The 15,427-nt window shown below is 42.1% G+C and carries 14 protein-coding genes; 8 read left to right on the top strand and 6 right to left on the bottom strand.

Annotated features, from left to right (window positions below):
* Positions 1-159: 159 nt before the first annotated feature.
* Positions 160-675 carry a DUF2892 domain-containing protein gene (locus FGG15_RS05075; RefSeq protein WP_138833860.1) on the top strand — a complete coding sequence of 172 codons (516 nt, stop codon included), beginning with the start codon at positions 160-162 and terminating at the stop codon, positions 673-675.
* A gap of 86 nt (positions 676-761) precedes the next feature.
* On the opposite strand, the gene FGG15_RS05080 is transcribed toward FGG15_RS05075, so the two are convergent.
* A complete protein-coding gene (locus tag FGG15_RS05080; protein WP_138833861.1) occupies positions 762-1,730 on the bottom strand; it encodes a lytic transglycosylase domain-containing protein in 969 nt (322 codons plus the stop codon).
* 29 nt (positions 1,731-1,759) lie between these two features.
* Complete coding sequence (locus tag FGG15_RS05085; protein ID WP_138833863.1) at positions 1,760-2,437, bottom strand: YqiA/YcfP family alpha/beta fold hydrolase; 678 nt, start codon at positions 2,435-2,437, stop codon at positions 1,760-1,762.
* A gap of 162 nt (positions 2,438-2,599) precedes the next feature.
* Between FGG15_RS05085 and FGG15_RS05090 the strand changes: the two genes are divergently transcribed.
* Positions 2,600-2,893: a GNAT family N-acetyltransferase gene (locus FGG15_RS05090; RefSeq protein ID WP_073176257.1), complete on the top strand. Its 294-nt coding sequence runs from the start codon at positions 2,600-2,602 to the stop codon at positions 2,891-2,893.
* A gap of 48 nt (positions 2,894-2,941) precedes the next feature.
* Here FGG15_RS05090 and mtaB read toward each other — a convergent pair whose 3' ends face one another.
* Positions 2,942-4,270 (bottom strand): tRNA (N(6)-L-threonylcarbamoyladenosine(37)-C(2))-methylthiotransferase MtaB, encoded by a 1,329-nt coding sequence (gene mtaB / locus FGG15_RS05095; RefSeq protein WP_138833866.1) that lies wholly within the window; start codon positions 4,268-4,270, stop codon positions 2,942-2,944.
* 199 nt (positions 4,271-4,469) lie between these two features.
* Here mtaB and FGG15_RS05100 point away from each other — a divergent pair, with 199 nt between their 5' ends.
* Entirely contained in the window at positions 4,470-6,236 is a 1,767-nt protein-coding gene (locus tag FGG15_RS05100; RefSeq protein ID WP_138833868.1) for an SGNH/GDSL hydrolase family protein, read from the top strand.
* Here the strand turns inward: FGG15_RS05100 and FGG15_RS05105 are convergent, their stop codons facing one another.
* Complete coding sequence (locus FGG15_RS05105; protein WP_138833870.1) at positions 6,237-6,707, bottom strand: YybH family protein; 471 nt, start codon at positions 6,705-6,707, stop codon at positions 6,237-6,239.
* A 143-nt stretch (positions 6,708-6,850) separates the two neighbouring features.
* On the opposite strand from FGG15_RS05105, the gene FGG15_RS05110 reads away from it, so the two are divergent.
* On the top strand, positions 6,851-8,428 hold the full coding sequence (locus tag FGG15_RS05110) for a M81 family metallopeptidase (RefSeq protein ID WP_138833872.1): 1,578 nt from the start codon (positions 6,851-6,853) through the stop codon (positions 8,426-8,428).
* 35 nt (positions 8,429-8,463) lie between these two features.
* On the opposite strand, the gene FGG15_RS05115 is transcribed toward FGG15_RS05110, so the two are convergent.
* On the bottom strand, positions 8,464-9,639 hold the full coding sequence (locus tag FGG15_RS05115) for a GlmU family protein (protein WP_138833874.1): 1,176 nt from the start codon (positions 9,637-9,639) through the stop codon (positions 8,464-8,466).
* An 81-nt stretch (positions 9,640-9,720) separates the two neighbouring features.
* Positions 9,721-9,987, bottom strand: a complete 267-nt coding sequence (locus tag FGG15_RS05120; protein ID WP_138833876.1) for a type B 50S ribosomal protein L31 — start codon at positions 9,985-9,987, stop codon at positions 9,721-9,723.
* Positions 9,988-10,151: 164 nt separating this feature from the next.
* Between FGG15_RS05120 and FGG15_RS05125 the strand changes: the two genes are divergently transcribed.
* Genes FGG15_RS05125 through FGG15_RS05140 form a run of 4 tightly spaced genes read left to right on the top strand, consistent with a single transcriptional unit; the run spans position 10,152 to position 15,254 of the window.
* Positions 10,152-10,673 carry a DUF4199 domain-containing protein gene (locus tag FGG15_RS05125; RefSeq protein WP_138833878.1) on the top strand — a complete coding sequence of 174 codons (522 nt, stop codon included), beginning with the start codon at positions 10,152-10,154 and terminating at the stop codon, positions 10,671-10,673.
* Positions 10,674-10,715: 42 nt separating this feature from the next.
* On the top strand, positions 10,716-11,663 hold the full coding sequence (locus tag FGG15_RS05130) for a glycosyltransferase family 2 protein (protein ID WP_138833880.1): 948 nt from the start codon (positions 10,716-10,718) through the stop codon (positions 11,661-11,663).
* A 57-nt stretch (positions 11,664-11,720) separates the two neighbouring features.
* The gene (locus FGG15_RS05135; protein WP_138833882.1) at positions 11,721-13,427 is read left to right on the top strand and encodes a phospho-sugar mutase; all 1,707 of its coding nucleotides are present in this window, start codon (positions 11,721-11,723) and stop codon (positions 13,425-13,427) included.
* A 3-nt stretch (positions 13,428-13,430) separates the two neighbouring features.
* Positions 13,431-15,254 (top strand): ABC transporter ATP-binding protein, encoded by a 1,824-nt coding sequence (locus tag FGG15_RS05140; protein ID WP_138833884.1) that lies wholly within the window; start codon positions 13,431-13,433, stop codon positions 15,252-15,254.
* Positions 15,255-15,427: the final 173 nt, after the last annotated feature.

Raw genomic sequence — 15,427 nt, forward strand, 5'->3', positions numbered from 1 at the left:
TTTTAATGGATTTTGTTGCTGGGAGATAAAACTACCCGAAAAATTCTGGGCGCAAATATACGAAGAGTTTTTACTTTGGCAAGTGCAAAAAGAAAATTTTTAATTTAGTTTTTAGTACTTTTGCCTCCTCTTGAAACCGACTTAAAATCCGAACAAAATATGTTCCATAAAAATATAAAATTAGTCATTGCGGCCTTAATAGTAGGCTACTCAGGGTATCAGTTTGCCGAGGGCTACATTGGCAACGGTATTTCCTTGATTCTACTTTCCTTGGTTTTTATTTTTCTGTATTTCCGAAATGAATTCATCCTCATGGCATTTCTTCGGATGCGGAAGCAAGACATGGAAGGCACCCAAAAATGGCTGGGAAAGATCAAGAATCCGGAATCTGCATTGATCAAGAAACAGCAAGGTTACTACAACTACTTGCACGGCATTATTTATTCTCAAAAGAACTTGACCCAAGCAGAAAAGTACTTCAAAAAAGCCCTTAAACTTGGTTTGACCATGGACTATGATGTGGCCATGGCAAAGTTAAGCCTTGCAGGAATTTCCATGCAAAAGCGCAGAAAGCGGGAAGCCACCCAGTTATTGCAAGAAGCCAAGAAATTGGACAAGAACAATATGCTGACGGAGCAGATCAAGATGATGCAGCAGCAGATGAAGCGTATTTAATACGGAAATGTTTCAATTCCCAAATGTGAAAATTCCAATCCATACGTTGTTGGAATTGGGCATTTGAAACTTGAGTTTTCAAGTGTTTATTCTCCGGCACTAATATTACGGTAATATCCTTTGTTGGGAATCTCAACCACGTATTTTTTACGGGAAGCATTGTTCAAATGAGGTTCGCGCAACCAAGGGTTATGCCTTTTTAGAATCTTATAGTTGATTTCGTAAAGCTTGGCAAAATCTGCCCAGCTGGTTACTGCGGTATCCACTTGCACCGAAAAGGTGGGTACAGTTTTGTAAAAATCCTCCTGCTCTACATCAAATCCATATTTATCGGGGTTGGAAAGAATTTCCTTGAGGGCCAAAATTCGAAATACATAACGTCCTGTTTCCTGGCCCAATAGAAGATCATAGTAATTGTCCACCTTTTGGATATTCATATACTTCTGTATGCCACCAGGGCCAGCATTATATGAGGCCGCAGTCAAGGTCCAGGTGCCAAAGCGTTTTTTCCATTTGTTGATGTACTCGCAAGCTGCTTGGGTAGATTTCTCAATATGGTAGCGTTCATCCACATTGGAGTTTACCTCCAACCCATATTCCCTACCTGTGGCTCGCATAAAGTGCCACATGCCTGCTGCTCCTTTCGGCGAGGCTACATCAATCAGTGCACTTTCCGCAACCGCCAAATATTTGAAATCGTCCGGAATTCCATTTTTGGCAAGTATGGGTTCTATTATGGGGAAGTATTTGTTGGCTCTTTTCATTAATAATAATGCATTGGACTGCCAGTAGGTGTTTACCAAGAACTCCCGGTCCACTCGCTCCATAACCTCCGGGTCATCTACAGGTACTGGCTCCCCTGCAAAGTTTAAATCTTCTGGAATTTCAATAGCACTGATTCGGTATCCATCAGCTACATTTTTATCATTTTCAACACCTTGTTCTCCCGATTTGGCTTGAACAAAATCCTCCGGTTTGGACTGTACTGCAAAAATCAAACTTCCTACCACAACCACTAGTCCAATTACGGCCAGTATGTTTTTAACATGTTTCATAAATTACCTCATTTGTTTGGTTAAATATACTATATAGAACTTCCTTCTTCTAAAATAATTGCGGGAAGATGCTCATTAAACCATCTTGCACGATGAATAATCATGGTGTGTGTCCCATTTTTAATCGTGATGCAATCCTTTATCTTTTCAATAGGAAATACGGCATCCTTATCTCCATGAATATGAACAAGATTGGTTATAGGTGCCGGGGGAGTCCAATTGACAATGTTGTCAATTGCCCAATCTATATAACGTTTATCCCTAACCGACAAATAGGTTTCATAAAGATCTAGTCGCTTGGTAGCGCGTTCGCCAAACGCATATCGAGCTAAAAGTTCTACGTTGTTCACCAGTCCAGTTGGTAAAAGTTTATGTGCCTTGGTATATTTTGCAAACAGCATTTTCTTGGGTAATTCATGCTGATGTTTCACCGCAGAAACCACTATAGTCTTCTTTACTTTGATGAGATGTGCCATTTCCTGAACCAAAAGTCCTCCGAAGGAAACACCCAGCAAAACAGGGTTTTTATGTTGAATTTGAGCTACCATTTTTTTTGCATAATCCACTAGGTACATTCCCTTGTCTGGAACAAACCATTCCAACCTATGGAGTACAAAGGTTTCTGGAGGTAATTTAATCCCATCAAAAATAGAAGGATTGGCTGCCATGCCAGGCATCAAATACAAATGGATTTTGGAATGGGGCATTTCTTCCTAATATCAATTGGGCTAGGAAATTAACAATTTTTTGACTAATTTTGTGTCCCTTTTGCAACAGGCCCCGCTCATTTTTGAACAAATAACCAAAAGGGACGATATTAAAATTACCGCTTTGGTAATGTGCTGTGTCAATTTTTAAAACAATACTATATGACAGAAATGGAAATTAATGACAATAGTTTCTTACGCCAATTTGAAACTAGGGTTGATGGCCATTTGGCTAAAATTGAGTACTCCTCACAAGAACGCAAGGTGTTTTTGACCAAATTGGTCATTCCAGAGGAAATTACTCAAGAAGGTTTTAAAGAAACGTTCATTAAGGCCGTTTTGCATGAAATTCAAGAAAAGAACCTCAGAGTGGTACCCACAAGTCCACATATAGCAGGTTTTTTAAGAAAGAACAGACAGTACAAAGAGATGCTTCCGGTAGGAATTCGCATCTAACCAAGAAACACAAAACGAGTTGAAGACCTCTCATTTAGAGAGGTTTTTTTATGCCATAATCTTTTCAGGAACAAACTCGAACCGCACCAAACCATCTTCATCAATCTGGGTAAGTTCCACAAGATGCAGGGTGTTTATCAATTCTGGATTCCAAGGCGCTTTCACCTTTACGTAGTTTTCCGTGAATCCATGTATGTACCCCGATTTGTTTTCACCCTCAAACAAGACCGTTCGGGTGCTTCCCAACTGACTTTCATAAAACGCCCGGCGTTTTTTGGCAGAAAGTCCCCGAAGCATTTTGCTTCGCTTGGCCCGAACATTTTTGGGAACAGGGTTCCCCATTTCAGCTGCCAGGGTATTATCCCGTTCGGAATAGGTAAAAACATGCAAATAAGAAATATCCAATTCGTTTAAGAAGTGATAGGTCTCCAAAAATTGTTCATCTGTTTCTCCGGGAAAACCAACAATGACATCCACGCCAATGCAGGCGTGAGGCATTACTCGTTTTATTCTGTGCACCCTATCGACATAAAGATTGGACAAGTATCGACGACGCATCTTTTTCAGAATCTCATCACTTCCACTTTGCAATGGGATATGGAAATGCGGAACAAAGGAATCGCTCTTTGAGACAAAGTCGATGGTTTCGTTCTTTAAAAGATTGGGTTCAATGGAGGAAATCCGGAGGCGGTGAATCCCATCAACTTGATCCAACGCCTGGACCAATTCGAAGAAGGTATGTTCATGCTTTTTGTTGCCAAACTCCCCTTTTCCATAATCGCCAATATTCACCCCGGTAAGCACAATTTCCTTAATGCCCTTGGAAGCAATTTCAGATGCATTGACCAGAACATTTTCCAAAGTATCACTTCGTGATATTCCCCTAGCCAGCGGAATGGTACAATAGGTGCACTTGTAGTCACAACCGTCCTGGACCTTTAAAAATGCTCTGGTTCTATCCCCAATGCCATAACTACCAACATAAAAATCAGCATCTTCAATCTCACAGGAATGCACTTCTCCATGCTCATTTTTGGTAAGGTCGTTAAGGTAATCGGTAATCTTAAACTTTTCCGTTGCACCCAAAACCAAATCCACTCCGTCAACCTCGGCCAATTGCTCCGGTTTCAACTGTGCATAGCATCCCACAGCAGCCACAAAGGCTTCCGGGTTATTTTTTTGGGCTTGTTTTACAATGGTCTTAAAACGTTTGTCTGCATTTTCCGTAACAGAACATGTATTTATCACATAAATGTCGGCCCTCTCGGCAAAGCCCACACGGTCAAAGTCCTCTTTTTCAAAACTTCTAGCTATGGTAGAAGTTTCGGAGAAATTAAGCTTGCATCCCAAGGTATAAAAAGCAACTTTTTTGCGCATTGACCCGTCCTAAATTTTGGGCTGCAAAGATAGTGATTCGTTGGGACTTAGCAGGTTCGAGTTGTATTTCAAATTTTTGAAGGTCCTTGGACATCATTGAGTGGTACATATCACAAAATCCAGGTAGGTCGGTATTGCATACTACCCAAAACTTGGACTATTTTAGTGGACTGCACACAAACCCTCCAAAATTGCACTCATGAAAAGCGTTATGCTCTTTACATTTCTCATATTTCTTTCACAAGCTTCAGCTCAAGAAAAGACAGACATTAAATGGTGGAATCCTGCCGAGCATGAGTTCCCAGTGATTTCAGGCCAAGCTTGGCCCAAGGAGGTGGAATCCCAGTTCCACAGACTTCCTGCCCGTGCAGAAAAAAACATAAGAAAAGCGGTTTGGAACTTATCAAAACAAGCAGCAGGCCTGTCCATTAGATTCTGGAGTAACGCCAAAAGCATTCGCGTAAAATACACCCTTAAAGGAGGGCTCTCTTTACCTCACATGCCGGCCACAGGGGTCAGTGGATTGGATTTGTACGGCAAAACCCCTCATGGTGATTGGATTCGACATTGGGGTTTCTATTCCTTGGATAAGGAAAGTAACTATACCTTCACCATTGACTCGGATACCAAGGCGTACTACCAATACGGGCGGGAGTACCAGCTTTTTTTACCGCTTTACAATGAAATTGAAAGCTTGGAAATCGGTATAGCAGAAGGTTCCTTTTTAAATCCCCTTCCCATAAGAAAAGAGAAGCCCATTGTAGCCTATGGTACCTCCATTTGTCAAGGAGCATGTGCCTCTCGACCCGGAATGGCTTGGACCAATATATTGGAACGTAGACTGGACAGAACCATCATCAATCTTGGCTTTTCGGGGAATGGTAGATTAGAACCTGAACTCATTAAGTTAATGACCGAAATTGATGCCAAACTCTATATTCTTGATTGCCTTCCCAATCTGAGTCCGAATCGAGAGAACACCCAACTACTCGTATTGAATGCTGTAAAACGATTAAAGGAGAAAAGACCCAATACCCCAATAATTTTGACGGCACATGTAGGCTATGCCGATGATTTTACCAACCAAGAAAACAAAAACCGATACGTGCCTCTAAATGAAGACCTACAGAATGCATACAACCAATTAAAATCTGAAGGGTATACGGATGTTTTCTTGTTGGCGAAGGACACTATCGGTCTAGGTTTTGATTCTTTTGTGGATATCATTCATCCCAATGATTATGGCATGCTACAATATGCTGATGCCTATGAACAACTGATCCGTGTAGTTCTGAATGAACCCAAAGGGGAAATTTCCACCACAATCCCCAAAAATCAAAGTAGGGATATTGCAGTGTATCAATGGGAAAATAGGCACCAAGCCATACTTGAACGCAACCGGGAAAATCCTCCCAAAATCTGTCTGTTCGGGGATTCCATTATCAATTTTTGGGGCGGAGAACCGAAATCAAGTATTGCCAACGGAGCGGATTCCTGGGATGAGGTCATGGTGCCACTTGGTGTTCGCAATTTTGGTTATGGCTGGGATCGTATTGAAAATGTGCTATGGCGAGTGCAGCATGGTGAGTTGGACGGGTTCGAATCGGAAAGCATTATTCTTATGATTGGAACCAACAATCTCCATCTCAATACGGATTCAGAAATTATTTCCGGACTACAAAATCTGATTCAAGCGATAAAAATTCGGCAACCCAAAAGTCAACTACATCTTATAGGGATCTTGCCAAGAACGGGAAAAGAGGCCCGGGTTAAGGAAATTAACCTGAAAATTGCCGAATTGGCCCAGTTGGAAAACATCCCATACGCGGATATTGGCAACCCCTTGTTACTGGAGAATGGAACTTTAAACGAGTCCCTTTTTACCGATGGCCTACATCCAAACGCGGAGGGATATACCCTTCTTGCCAAACAGCTGGTCACCCAGCTTCAAAACACCTCAAAATAATCATAGCAGGGTATAGTGCCCATGAATGCATAGCCACTTCCCATTTTCCTTGACAAAAATCCGGGTGGACTTGCCTCGCGAAGCAAACGGTTCGCCATTGGTAATACCCTTATCCCTCCAATAATAAGTAATCCAAGCCACATTGCCCTTAACAGTCACTTGAGGTTCATCCATTTCGGTGTGAATACCTTCAGAATTTTTTACCCAAGCTGCTACTCCACGCACTTCTGCCTCCTTCCCCACTCTGAGGATTGAATCGGTCTCGCCAAATTGGGTAAAATCAGGATGGACATAGGTTGCATAGCGTTCAACATCGCCTTTTTCAATGGCATCCCACATGGATACCAATGTGGATTTGATCGCTTGCTTCTCTTCTTCAACTGTTGCTATAATATCTTCATCATGATTTTTCTCTGGAATGCAGCTTATCAAGAGAAAACTAGCAATGATAAGTTTTGTAAATGGTTTCATTTTTAATTCGGTTTAAGGCATTTCAACAAAGTAAGCAAAAGTTAATCCCTTTATCCGTTCTGGTCCCTTGTAAAATTTCATTCATTTTCCATTAACTTCGTGAACCTAGCTGCGAAATTCTAATCAACAGATAATTATTGAACATGAACAAGATTGTCCTTTCTTTGTCCCTGCTTCTTTTACTTATGGGTTGCAACACCAAATCCCCTGATAAGAAGACAGCAAAAGATACGCTCCCCAAAATAGCCATCGCAGGAATTGCTATTGAATCCAGTACCTTCTCCCCTGCGGTTACATTGGAGGAGGCTTTCCATGCCAAAACCGGAGATGATGTCTTTTCTCTGTATCCATTTATGTCCAAAGATTCACTCTCGAGAAAACGCGCCCATTGGTTTCCAACCCTAAAAGGTCATGCATTGCCAGGCGGTATTGTAACTAAGGAAACCTACGAATCCTTGGTGGGCAAAACTTTGGAAATGCTCAAGGAAAATTCACCTTATGACGGACTCTTTTTTGACATACATGGAGCTATGAGTGTTGAGGGTCTGGATGACCCCGAAGGGGACCTAATTTCCCGTATTCGGGAAGTGGTTGGATACGAAACGCTTATATCCACCTGCATGGATCTGCATGGCAATGTTTCACAAAGGCTTGCAGAACAAACCGATTTAATAACCTGCTACCGTATGGCACCACACGAAGATGCCATGGAATCCAAAAAAAGGGCGGTAGTGAATCTTCTGGATAGATTGGAAAGTAATCAAGGAAAGCCTGCCTATAAAGCTTGGATTCCAGTTCCCATACTTTTACCGGGGGAGATGACGAGTACCCGTGTTGAACCTGGAAAAAGTCTTTATGCCAAGGTAGCGCCAGCTGCTAATCAGGAAGGCGTTGTAGATGCTGCCATTTGGGTAGGATATGCCTGGGCGGACGAACCTAGAAATCACGCCGTGGTCATGGTAACTGGGGACGACAGGGACAAAGTAACCCAAGGTGCAGAACAACTGGCCAGCAGTTTTTGGGAGGCTAGAAATGCCTTTGAATTTGTAGCGCCAACCACAACGTTGGAGGAGAGCTTGAAAAAAGCGTTGTCCAGCAAGGAAAAGCCATTTATCATCAGCGATATGGGAGATAACCCAACTGCCGGCGGCGCTGGTGATGTTACCTGGACCCTGAGAGAGTTATTGTCAAGACCGGAATTTGCTTCCACCAATGGCCCGAGTTTGATTTATGCATCCATTCCTGGCCCAGATTTGGTGCAAAAAGCAGTGGAATTGGGTGTGGGAGAAAAAATAACGGCATTGGCAGGAGCCCAGGTGGACAGTCGCTTTTCGCCTCCCATTGAACTCTCGGGAACAATAGAGGCCATTAAGCATGGAGATAGACATGCCGAAACGGAAGTGGTAGTCAAAGTGGGCAGTATTTCGGTAATCGTTACCAAAAAACGGAAGCCCTACCACAAGGAAAGTGATTTTACCAATTTGGGATTGGACCCAAGAAACATAGACATCCTAGTCGTGAAAATTGGGTATTTGGTACCTGAACTTTACAATATGAGAGGGGATTGGATTATGGCTCTTACTCCTGGAGGAGTAGATCAAGATTTGGAGCGGTTGGGCTACCAACGAATCAATAGACCCATGTTTCCGTTGGATAAGGAGATGGAAGACCCCAATCTAAAGGCCCAGCTCATTCCTCAATCTGGTAGCACCTCAAAATAACAAACCTAAAATATCAGGGATAAAATTGGATTGAATCAGTAATTCCTCCATTTTTTGGTCAGTTCAAAGACATGTTCCAAAATTCGGGCTTCTACATCATCAAATTCCTTCCCTCTTCTGGCCATCATGACCTTGGCAGCTTCAAATGCCCTTTTGGGCATGTATGTGGAGAAACCTGAAGCTCCTCCCCAGCTGAAGCTTGGAATGAAATTTCTAGGAAATCCAGGAACATAGATATTGGAATTAACGCCTATCACGGTTCCCGTATTGAACATGGTATTGATTGCGGTCTTGCTGTGGTCTCCCATCATCAATCCACAAAACTGAAGTCCTGTATGATCAAATTTTTGCGTCTCATAATTCCACATCCGGACTTTGGCATAGTTGTTCTTGAGGTTGGAGTTGTTTGAATCGGCACCAATATTGCACCATTCCCCTAAAACTGCATTCCCCAAATACCCTTCATGTCCTTTACTGGAATAGCCAAAAATTACGGAGTTGCTGATCTCGCCACATACCTTTCCGTGCGGTCCAACAGTAGTAGGGCCATAAATCTTGGCTCCCATTTTTACCACTGCTTTTTCGCAAAGTGCCAAACCTCCCCGAATCAGGGCACCTTCCCACACTTCGGCATTGGCCCCAATATAAATGGGCCCATTCGAAGCATTTAGCATACTGTATTCCACACTTGCTCCTTCTTCCAAAAAGATATCTTCAGGATTTATGAGTTTATTGGTTTCCGAAATTGGGGCACTTTTCCTGCCTTGGGTTATGAAATCATAATCGGCTTGGAGAGCCTCCCCATTTTTGGAAAAAATATCCCAAGTAAAATCCACAGTTATAAGTTCACCGTTATGCGTTTTGATTTTATACTGTGAAAAATCAGGCTCCAAGTTGGGGTCCCCGGTGTGATAGGCCACAACCTTGTCTCCATATTGAATCGCTTCATTTGCTGAAAGCGTACTTACCATTTCTGCTAAACCTTGGTCTGGTACAATGGCTCCATCTATAATCACGTTTTCCTTTTCGGAAATCATGGGATATTTCTCGGATAAATATTCCTCTGTCTTAAAACTTAGGGTGGTTTTCAGCCTTCTTTCCCATTTTTCTCTAATGGTCAATATTCCTATTCGTATTTCTGCAACGGGTCTTGTAAATGTAAAAGGAAGTAAGGCCTCCCTCCTTGGGCCATCGGTAAGGATGTAATTCATATTGGTGGTTTCTAGGTGTAAAAATAAAAAACGCCCTTGATTAAAAATCAAGGGCGCCCTATCTATTTATTAAGAAGTTGGCTACTCAGCCTTCTCTTCTTTGCTGAATTTCTTGTATTTGTTTTTGAACTTGTCAATTCTACCAGCCGTATCCACTAACTTGGTCTTACCAGTATAATATGGGTGAGAAGTTCTAGAGATTTCCAATTTAACCAAAGGATACTCAACACCGTCCACGGTAATCTTCTCCTTGGCTTCAGCAGTAGACTTTGTAATAAATACGTCATCATTGGACATATCCTTAAAAGCTACCAATCTATAATTTTCTGGGTGTATACCTTTTCTCATCGCCTTAAAAACTTATTCTCCGAATTTTCGAGCTGCAAATTTAATGATTTCTTTTAGAATCCCAACCCAAAAACATTAAAAAAGAAAAAATCTACCTTTAACTGTAACAAAACCTTAACAAAGGTCACTAACAGTCAGCTATCAATCTAAAATAATCTTTTAAAATGGAAGAAAATCAACCTAAAGTGGGAACGTTCTCACGAAATTATGGTGTCCTTGCCGGAGCGACAGGAATTATCTTTTCCCTCATGCTTTATCTAGCTGATATGCACCACGAAAGAAGTTTTGCCATTCAGGCCGTCCAGTACCTTATCCTTGCGGTTTTTGTTGTATTGGCAATTTTACAGTTTAAAAAGGCTAATGGAGGTTTCATAAGTTTGATTCAAGCCATGAAGATAGGGCCTGGGGTTGCCGTGGTCAGCTTCATTTTGGGCATTATCTATTTTCTTATTTTTTCCAATGTCATTGAACCCAATTTCATGGAGCAAGCCTATGAATTAGGGCGACAACAAGCCCTAGAGCAAAATCCGAATTTGACCACCGAACAAATTGACCAAAGCATTGAAATCCAGAAAAAGTTCTTCTGGGTCATTATGGCTGTGTTCATGCTCCTTTCCGTCATTTTTGGATTTATCGTGAGCCTTATAACAGGTCTTATCGTGAAAAAGGACAAACCGGCCTACTAACACAAAAAATGCTACTTTTGAAGGGAAATCCAGAAAGAAACAATGCAGATTTCCATTGTAATCCCTTTACTTAACGAGCAAGATTCACTTACAGAACTCCATGATTGGATTGTACAGGTTATGCAATCCAATCATTTTATGTATGAGATTGTTTTTATTGATGACGGAAGTGAGGATGATTCTTGGAATACCATTCGTGCCCTATCGGAAAAAAATGAAAACGTCAAAGGGATTCGATTTTTAAAGAATTACGGAAAGTCCCAGGCGCTGCATGCCGGTTTTGAAGCCGCGAAAGGAGAGGTTGTCATTACCATGGATGCGGATTTGCAAGACAATCCAGAAGAAATCCCGGAACTGTACATCCTCATCAAGCAGGACAATTACCATGTTGTATCCGGATGGAAAAAGAAACGCTACGATTCCGTAATCACCAAAAACATCCCTTCCAAACTGTTCAATTGGGCCGCAAGAAGAACTTCTGGGGTCAAACTTCATGATTTTAACTGTGGACTCAAGGCCTTCAACAGAGATGTAGTCAAAAACATAGAAGTTTCTGGAGAAATGCATCGGTACATTCCTGTCCTTGCCAAAAATGCCGGTTTTTCCAATATTACTGAAAAGGTGGTTCAGCATCAGGCCAGAAAATATGGGAGTACCAAATTTGGCGCGGAACGTTTTGTAAACGGTTTTTTGGATTTGATCACCATTTGGTTCGTCTCCAAATTTGGCCGGCAACCCATGCATCTTTTTGGTGCCATGGGGGTAATCATGTTTATGGTTGGCTTTGGGTTTTCCATCTACTTGGGAATTGATAAACTCTTTCTAAACCCTACTGGCCGTTTGATAACTGAACGACCCCAATTTTACATTGCACTCGTGGCCATGGTCATAGGAACCCAGATGTTCTTGGCCGGTTTTTTGGGTGAAATCATGGTTCGTTCAAGAAAAAATGATACCCGATATACCATCTCCAAGAAAATTAACATTTAACCGAGGCCAATTTCATATTCTTTGTACTTTTAACACGAAGAAAATTACACGTATTACATGGATTCCATCACCGCAAACGCCAAGACTTGGCTTACCGATTTTTTTGACACAGACACCAAAAAGGAAGTTCAACATCTTATTGAAAACGACACTGAAGAACTAAAGGAACGTTTTTACAAGGATTTGGAATTTGGTACTGGCGGAATGCGCGGGATTATGGGGGTTGGAACCAACAGAATCAACAAATACACTTTGGGTAAAAACACCCAGGGACTAAGTAACTATTTAAAAAAGATTCACGGCGATAGCGAGATCAAAGTTGTTATTGCCTATGATTGCCGCCACAATTCGGACACCTTGGCAAAAACGGTATCTGACGTATTCGCTGCCAATGGAATCAAAGTTTATTTGTTCTCCGAATTGCGAACCACTCCAGAACTTTCTTTTGCGGTAAGGCATTTGGGCTGTCAAGCAGGAATCGTTTTAACGGCGTCCCACAATCCACCCGAATACAATGGGTACAAAGTGTATTGGGCAGATGGAGGGCAAATCGTACCACCACAGGATGGGGAAATCATTGCTGAAATAGACTCTCTTTCTTTTGAAGACATAAAATTTGAGGCCAATGTGGGACTCATCCAACACATAGATAAAGAAGTGGATGAAGCCTTCTTCGAAGCTTCGGTAAGCAATGGGAATTTTGATGCCAAAGGAAAAGATGATTTCAAGATTGTGTTCACCTCTCTCCATGGTACTTCCATAACAGCGATTCCTGAAGTTTTGAAAAGAGCTTGCTATAACAACGTCACAATCATAGAAGAACAAGCCAAACCTGATGGAAATTTCCCGACGGTTGAATCCCCAAATCCGGAGGAACCAGCTGCTTTGGCCATGGCCATAAAAAAGGCGGAGGAAATTGGAGCCGATATGGTGGTAGGCACCGACCCAGATAGTGATCGCCTTGGGATAGCCGTTAGAAACTTGGAAGGCGAAATTGAATTGCTCAACGGTAACCAGACCATGATCATGATGACCAAGTTTCTATTGGACAAATTCAAGGAAAAAGGATTGCAGGGCAATGAGTTTGTCGCTTCCACCATTGTATCCACACCCATGATGCAACAAATGGCAAAAGCCTATGGGCTGGAATGCAAGACTTCCCTGACCGGGTTTAAATGGATTGGGAAAATGATCAAGGACTTCCCTGAGTCCCAATTTATAGGTGGAGGAGAAGAAAGTTTTGGCTACATGGTGGGTGATTTTGTTCGCGATAAGGATGCCGTAACCTCTACGCTTTTGGCTTGTGAAATTGCATCAGATGCCAAAGCAAGGGGTAGCTCTTTTTATGAAGAACTGATCAATTGCTACGTAAGTTTTGGTTTTTATAAAGAAAAACTGATTTCCCTGACCAAAAAAGGAATCAGCGGGGCGGAAGAAATCAAACAGATGCTCATTGACTTCAAGGAAAACCCTGTGGATTCCGTTCAAGGTTCTAAAGTGGTTTGGATAGAGGATTACAATACTTCAACTGCCAAAAATGTACAAACCGGTGAGGAAAAGGCCATTGACCTGCCAAAATCGAATGTTTTGATCTACGAAACCGAAGATGGCACACGGATTGCCGCAAGACCAAGCGGAACTGAACCCAAGGTGAAATTTTACATGAGCACCAACGCCAAATTGGAGAATGCCGCGGATTATAAATCCGTAAATTCGCAGTTGGATGCCAAATTAGAGGGCATCGTTTCCGAATTGAACTTATAGTGAATGAACTATTTTAAAAAGATTCTCCGTTTTGCGGTTCCCTATCGCAAATACGGTTTTCTCAATATTTTCTTTAATATCCTTTATGCGCTTTTTAGCGCGCTTTCCTTTGCGGCCTTGATTCCCATGTTGGATGTACTTTTCCAGCCGGATGACAAGGTGCTTGTAGAGCCAGTTTATACTGGAGTGGGCGGTTTAAAGGACTATCTACAGGATTATATCAACTATCGCGTCACTGCTTATTCCGGGGATGACGATATGAAAGGACTCGTTTTGGTCATTGGACTGGTTCTGGCACTTTTTCTCTTGAAGAACGCCTTCAATTATCTGGCCATGTTCTTTATCACATTTCTAAGAAATGGGGTGCTAAAGGACATTCGGAACAAAATGTACCAGAAAATTGTGGATTTGCCCATTTCCTATTTTTCGGAAAAACGCAAAGGGGATGTTATTGCCAGAATCACTTCGGATGTTTTGGAGATACAGCACTCTTTTCTGTCCATATTAGAGTTGATCGTTCGCGAACCGTTGACCATCCTATTTACCATTTTGATCATGTTCGGCATCAGTGCCAAACTCACCATTTTTGTTTTTGTTTTTATTCCCATTGCAGGGATGATCATTTCCCGAATTGGAAAATCGCTAAAGCGAAAATCAGATAAAGTACAGAGGGAACAAGGCGAGTTTTTGTCCATTGTTGAGGAAACTTTGGGTGGTTTACGGGTCATCAAGGCCTTTAATTCCGAATCTCGATTTTATAAAACCTTCCAAAAGTCCACAAACCGCTTTTTTAGGTTTTCCAACTCCCTGTTGAACAGGCAAAACCTAGCCTCGCCCACGGGGGAGTTTTTAGGCATATTGGTTATAGGGGTATTGCTATGGTTTGGAGGTAAGATGGTCTTGGTGGATAAAACGCTTGACCCTTCCTCTTTTATAGCTTACATGGGACTGGCTTATAATATTCTAACCCCTGCAAAGGCTATTAGCAAGGCGTCCTACGGTGTTAGAAAGGGAAATGCTGCCGCCGAGCGGGTATTGGAGGTGTTGGAATCTGAAAACCCCATTGCAGACCATCAAAACGCTGTGGAAAAAACTGACTTTGCTGAGAGCATATCTCTCAAGGAGGTTTCCTTTAAGTATGAAGATGATTATGTGTTGGAAAACTTCAATCTGGACGTCAAAAAAGGGCAAACCGTGGCCTTGGTGGGCCAATCTGGAAGTGGAAAAAGTACCATCGCCAATTTAGTCACCCGTTTTTACGATGTGAACGAAGGCGAAATCAACATTGACGGAACCAACATCAAAGACATTTCCAAAAAATCCCTTCGTGGACTTATGGGATTGGTGACCCAGGATTCCATCTTGTTCAACGATACCGTTAAAAACAATATTGGTCTGGGCAAAGAGGGCGCTACCGATGAAGAAATTATGGAAGCTGCGAAAGTGGCCAATGCCCATGACTTTATCATGGAACTTCCCAATGGCTATGATACCAATATCGGGGATAGCGGAAATAAACTAAGTGGAGGCCAAAAGCAACGCTTGTCCATCGCCAGGGCGGTGTTGAAAAACCCTCCCATCATGATTTTGGACGAGGCCACTTCCGCCTTGGATACAGAAAGCGAGAAGCTTGTGCAGGATGCATTGGAGAAAATGATGCAAAACCGGACCTCCATCGTCATCGCACACCGTTTGTCCACCATCCAAAATGCAGATTCCATAGTAGTCCTCAGCAAAGGAAAAATTGTGGAGCAAGGCACCCATGAAGAGTTGATGAAGTCACAAAAAGGTTACAAAAAACTAGTGGAAATGCAGACTCTTGGATAAGTTCAAGTTCAAGTTCAAGCACAAGCTCAAATTTCAATAATCCAAAAATCCAAGCTCCAAATTCCAAAAATCTAAGAATCCAAAAATCCAAAATCGAACATCTGACATCCAGCACCCAGCACCCAGCACCCAGCACCCAGCAATCAATCTTCAAATTCCAATCTCCAACAATC

It is taken from the genome of Flagellimonas algicola (assembly GCF_005937185.1).
In the GTDB taxonomy this organism is placed as follows: domain Bacteria; phylum Bacteroidota; class Bacteroidia; order Flavobacteriales; family Flavobacteriaceae; genus Flagellimonas; species Flagellimonas algicola.

Excerpts from the sequence above, each read along its gene's own strand:
- FGG15_RS05075 (WP_138833860.1), top strand. The coding sequence starts at position 160 with ATGTTCCATAAAAATATAAAATTAGTCATTGCGGCCTTAATAGTAGGC.
- FGG15_RS05080 (WP_138833861.1), bottom strand. The coding sequence starts at position 1,730 with ATGAAACATGTTAAAAACATACTGGCCGTAATTGGACTAGTGGTTGTG.
- FGG15_RS05085 (WP_138833863.1), bottom strand. The coding sequence starts at position 2,437 with ATGCCCCATTCCAAAATCCATTTGTATTTGATGCCTGGCATGGCAGCC.
- FGG15_RS05090 (WP_073176257.1), top strand. The coding sequence starts at position 2,600 with ATGACAGAAATGGAAATTAATGACAATAGTTTCTTACGCCAATTTGAA.
- mtaB (WP_138833866.1), bottom strand. The coding sequence starts at position 4,270 with ATGCGCAAAAAAGTTGCTTTTTATACCTTGGGATGCAAGCTTAATTTC.
- FGG15_RS05100 (WP_138833868.1), top strand. The coding sequence starts at position 4,470 with ATGAAAAGCGTTATGCTCTTTACATTTCTCATATTTCTTTCACAAGCT.
- FGG15_RS05105 (WP_138833870.1), bottom strand. The coding sequence starts at position 6,707 with ATGAAACCATTTACAAAACTTATCATTGCTAGTTTTCTCTTGATAAGC.
- FGG15_RS05110 (WP_138833872.1), top strand. The coding sequence starts at position 6,851 with ATGAACAAGATTGTCCTTTCTTTGTCCCTGCTTCTTTTACTTATGGGT.
- FGG15_RS05115 (WP_138833874.1), bottom strand. The coding sequence starts at position 9,639 with ATGAATTACATCCTTACCGATGGCCCAAGGAGGGAGGCCTTACTTCCT.
- FGG15_RS05120 (WP_138833876.1), bottom strand. The coding sequence starts at position 9,987 with ATGAGAAAAGGTATACACCCAGAAAATTATAGATTGGTAGCTTTTAAG.
- FGG15_RS05125 (WP_138833878.1), top strand. The coding sequence starts at position 10,152 with ATGGAAGAAAATCAACCTAAAGTGGGAACGTTCTCACGAAATTATGGT.
- FGG15_RS05130 (WP_138833880.1), top strand. The coding sequence starts at position 10,716 with ATGCAGATTTCCATTGTAATCCCTTTACTTAACGAGCAAGATTCACTT.
- FGG15_RS05135 (WP_138833882.1), top strand. The coding sequence starts at position 11,721 with ATGGATTCCATCACCGCAAACGCCAAGACTTGGCTTACCGATTTTTTT.
- FGG15_RS05140 (WP_138833884.1), top strand. The coding sequence starts at position 13,431 with ATGAACTATTTTAAAAAGATTCTCCGTTTTGCGGTTCCCTATCGCAAA.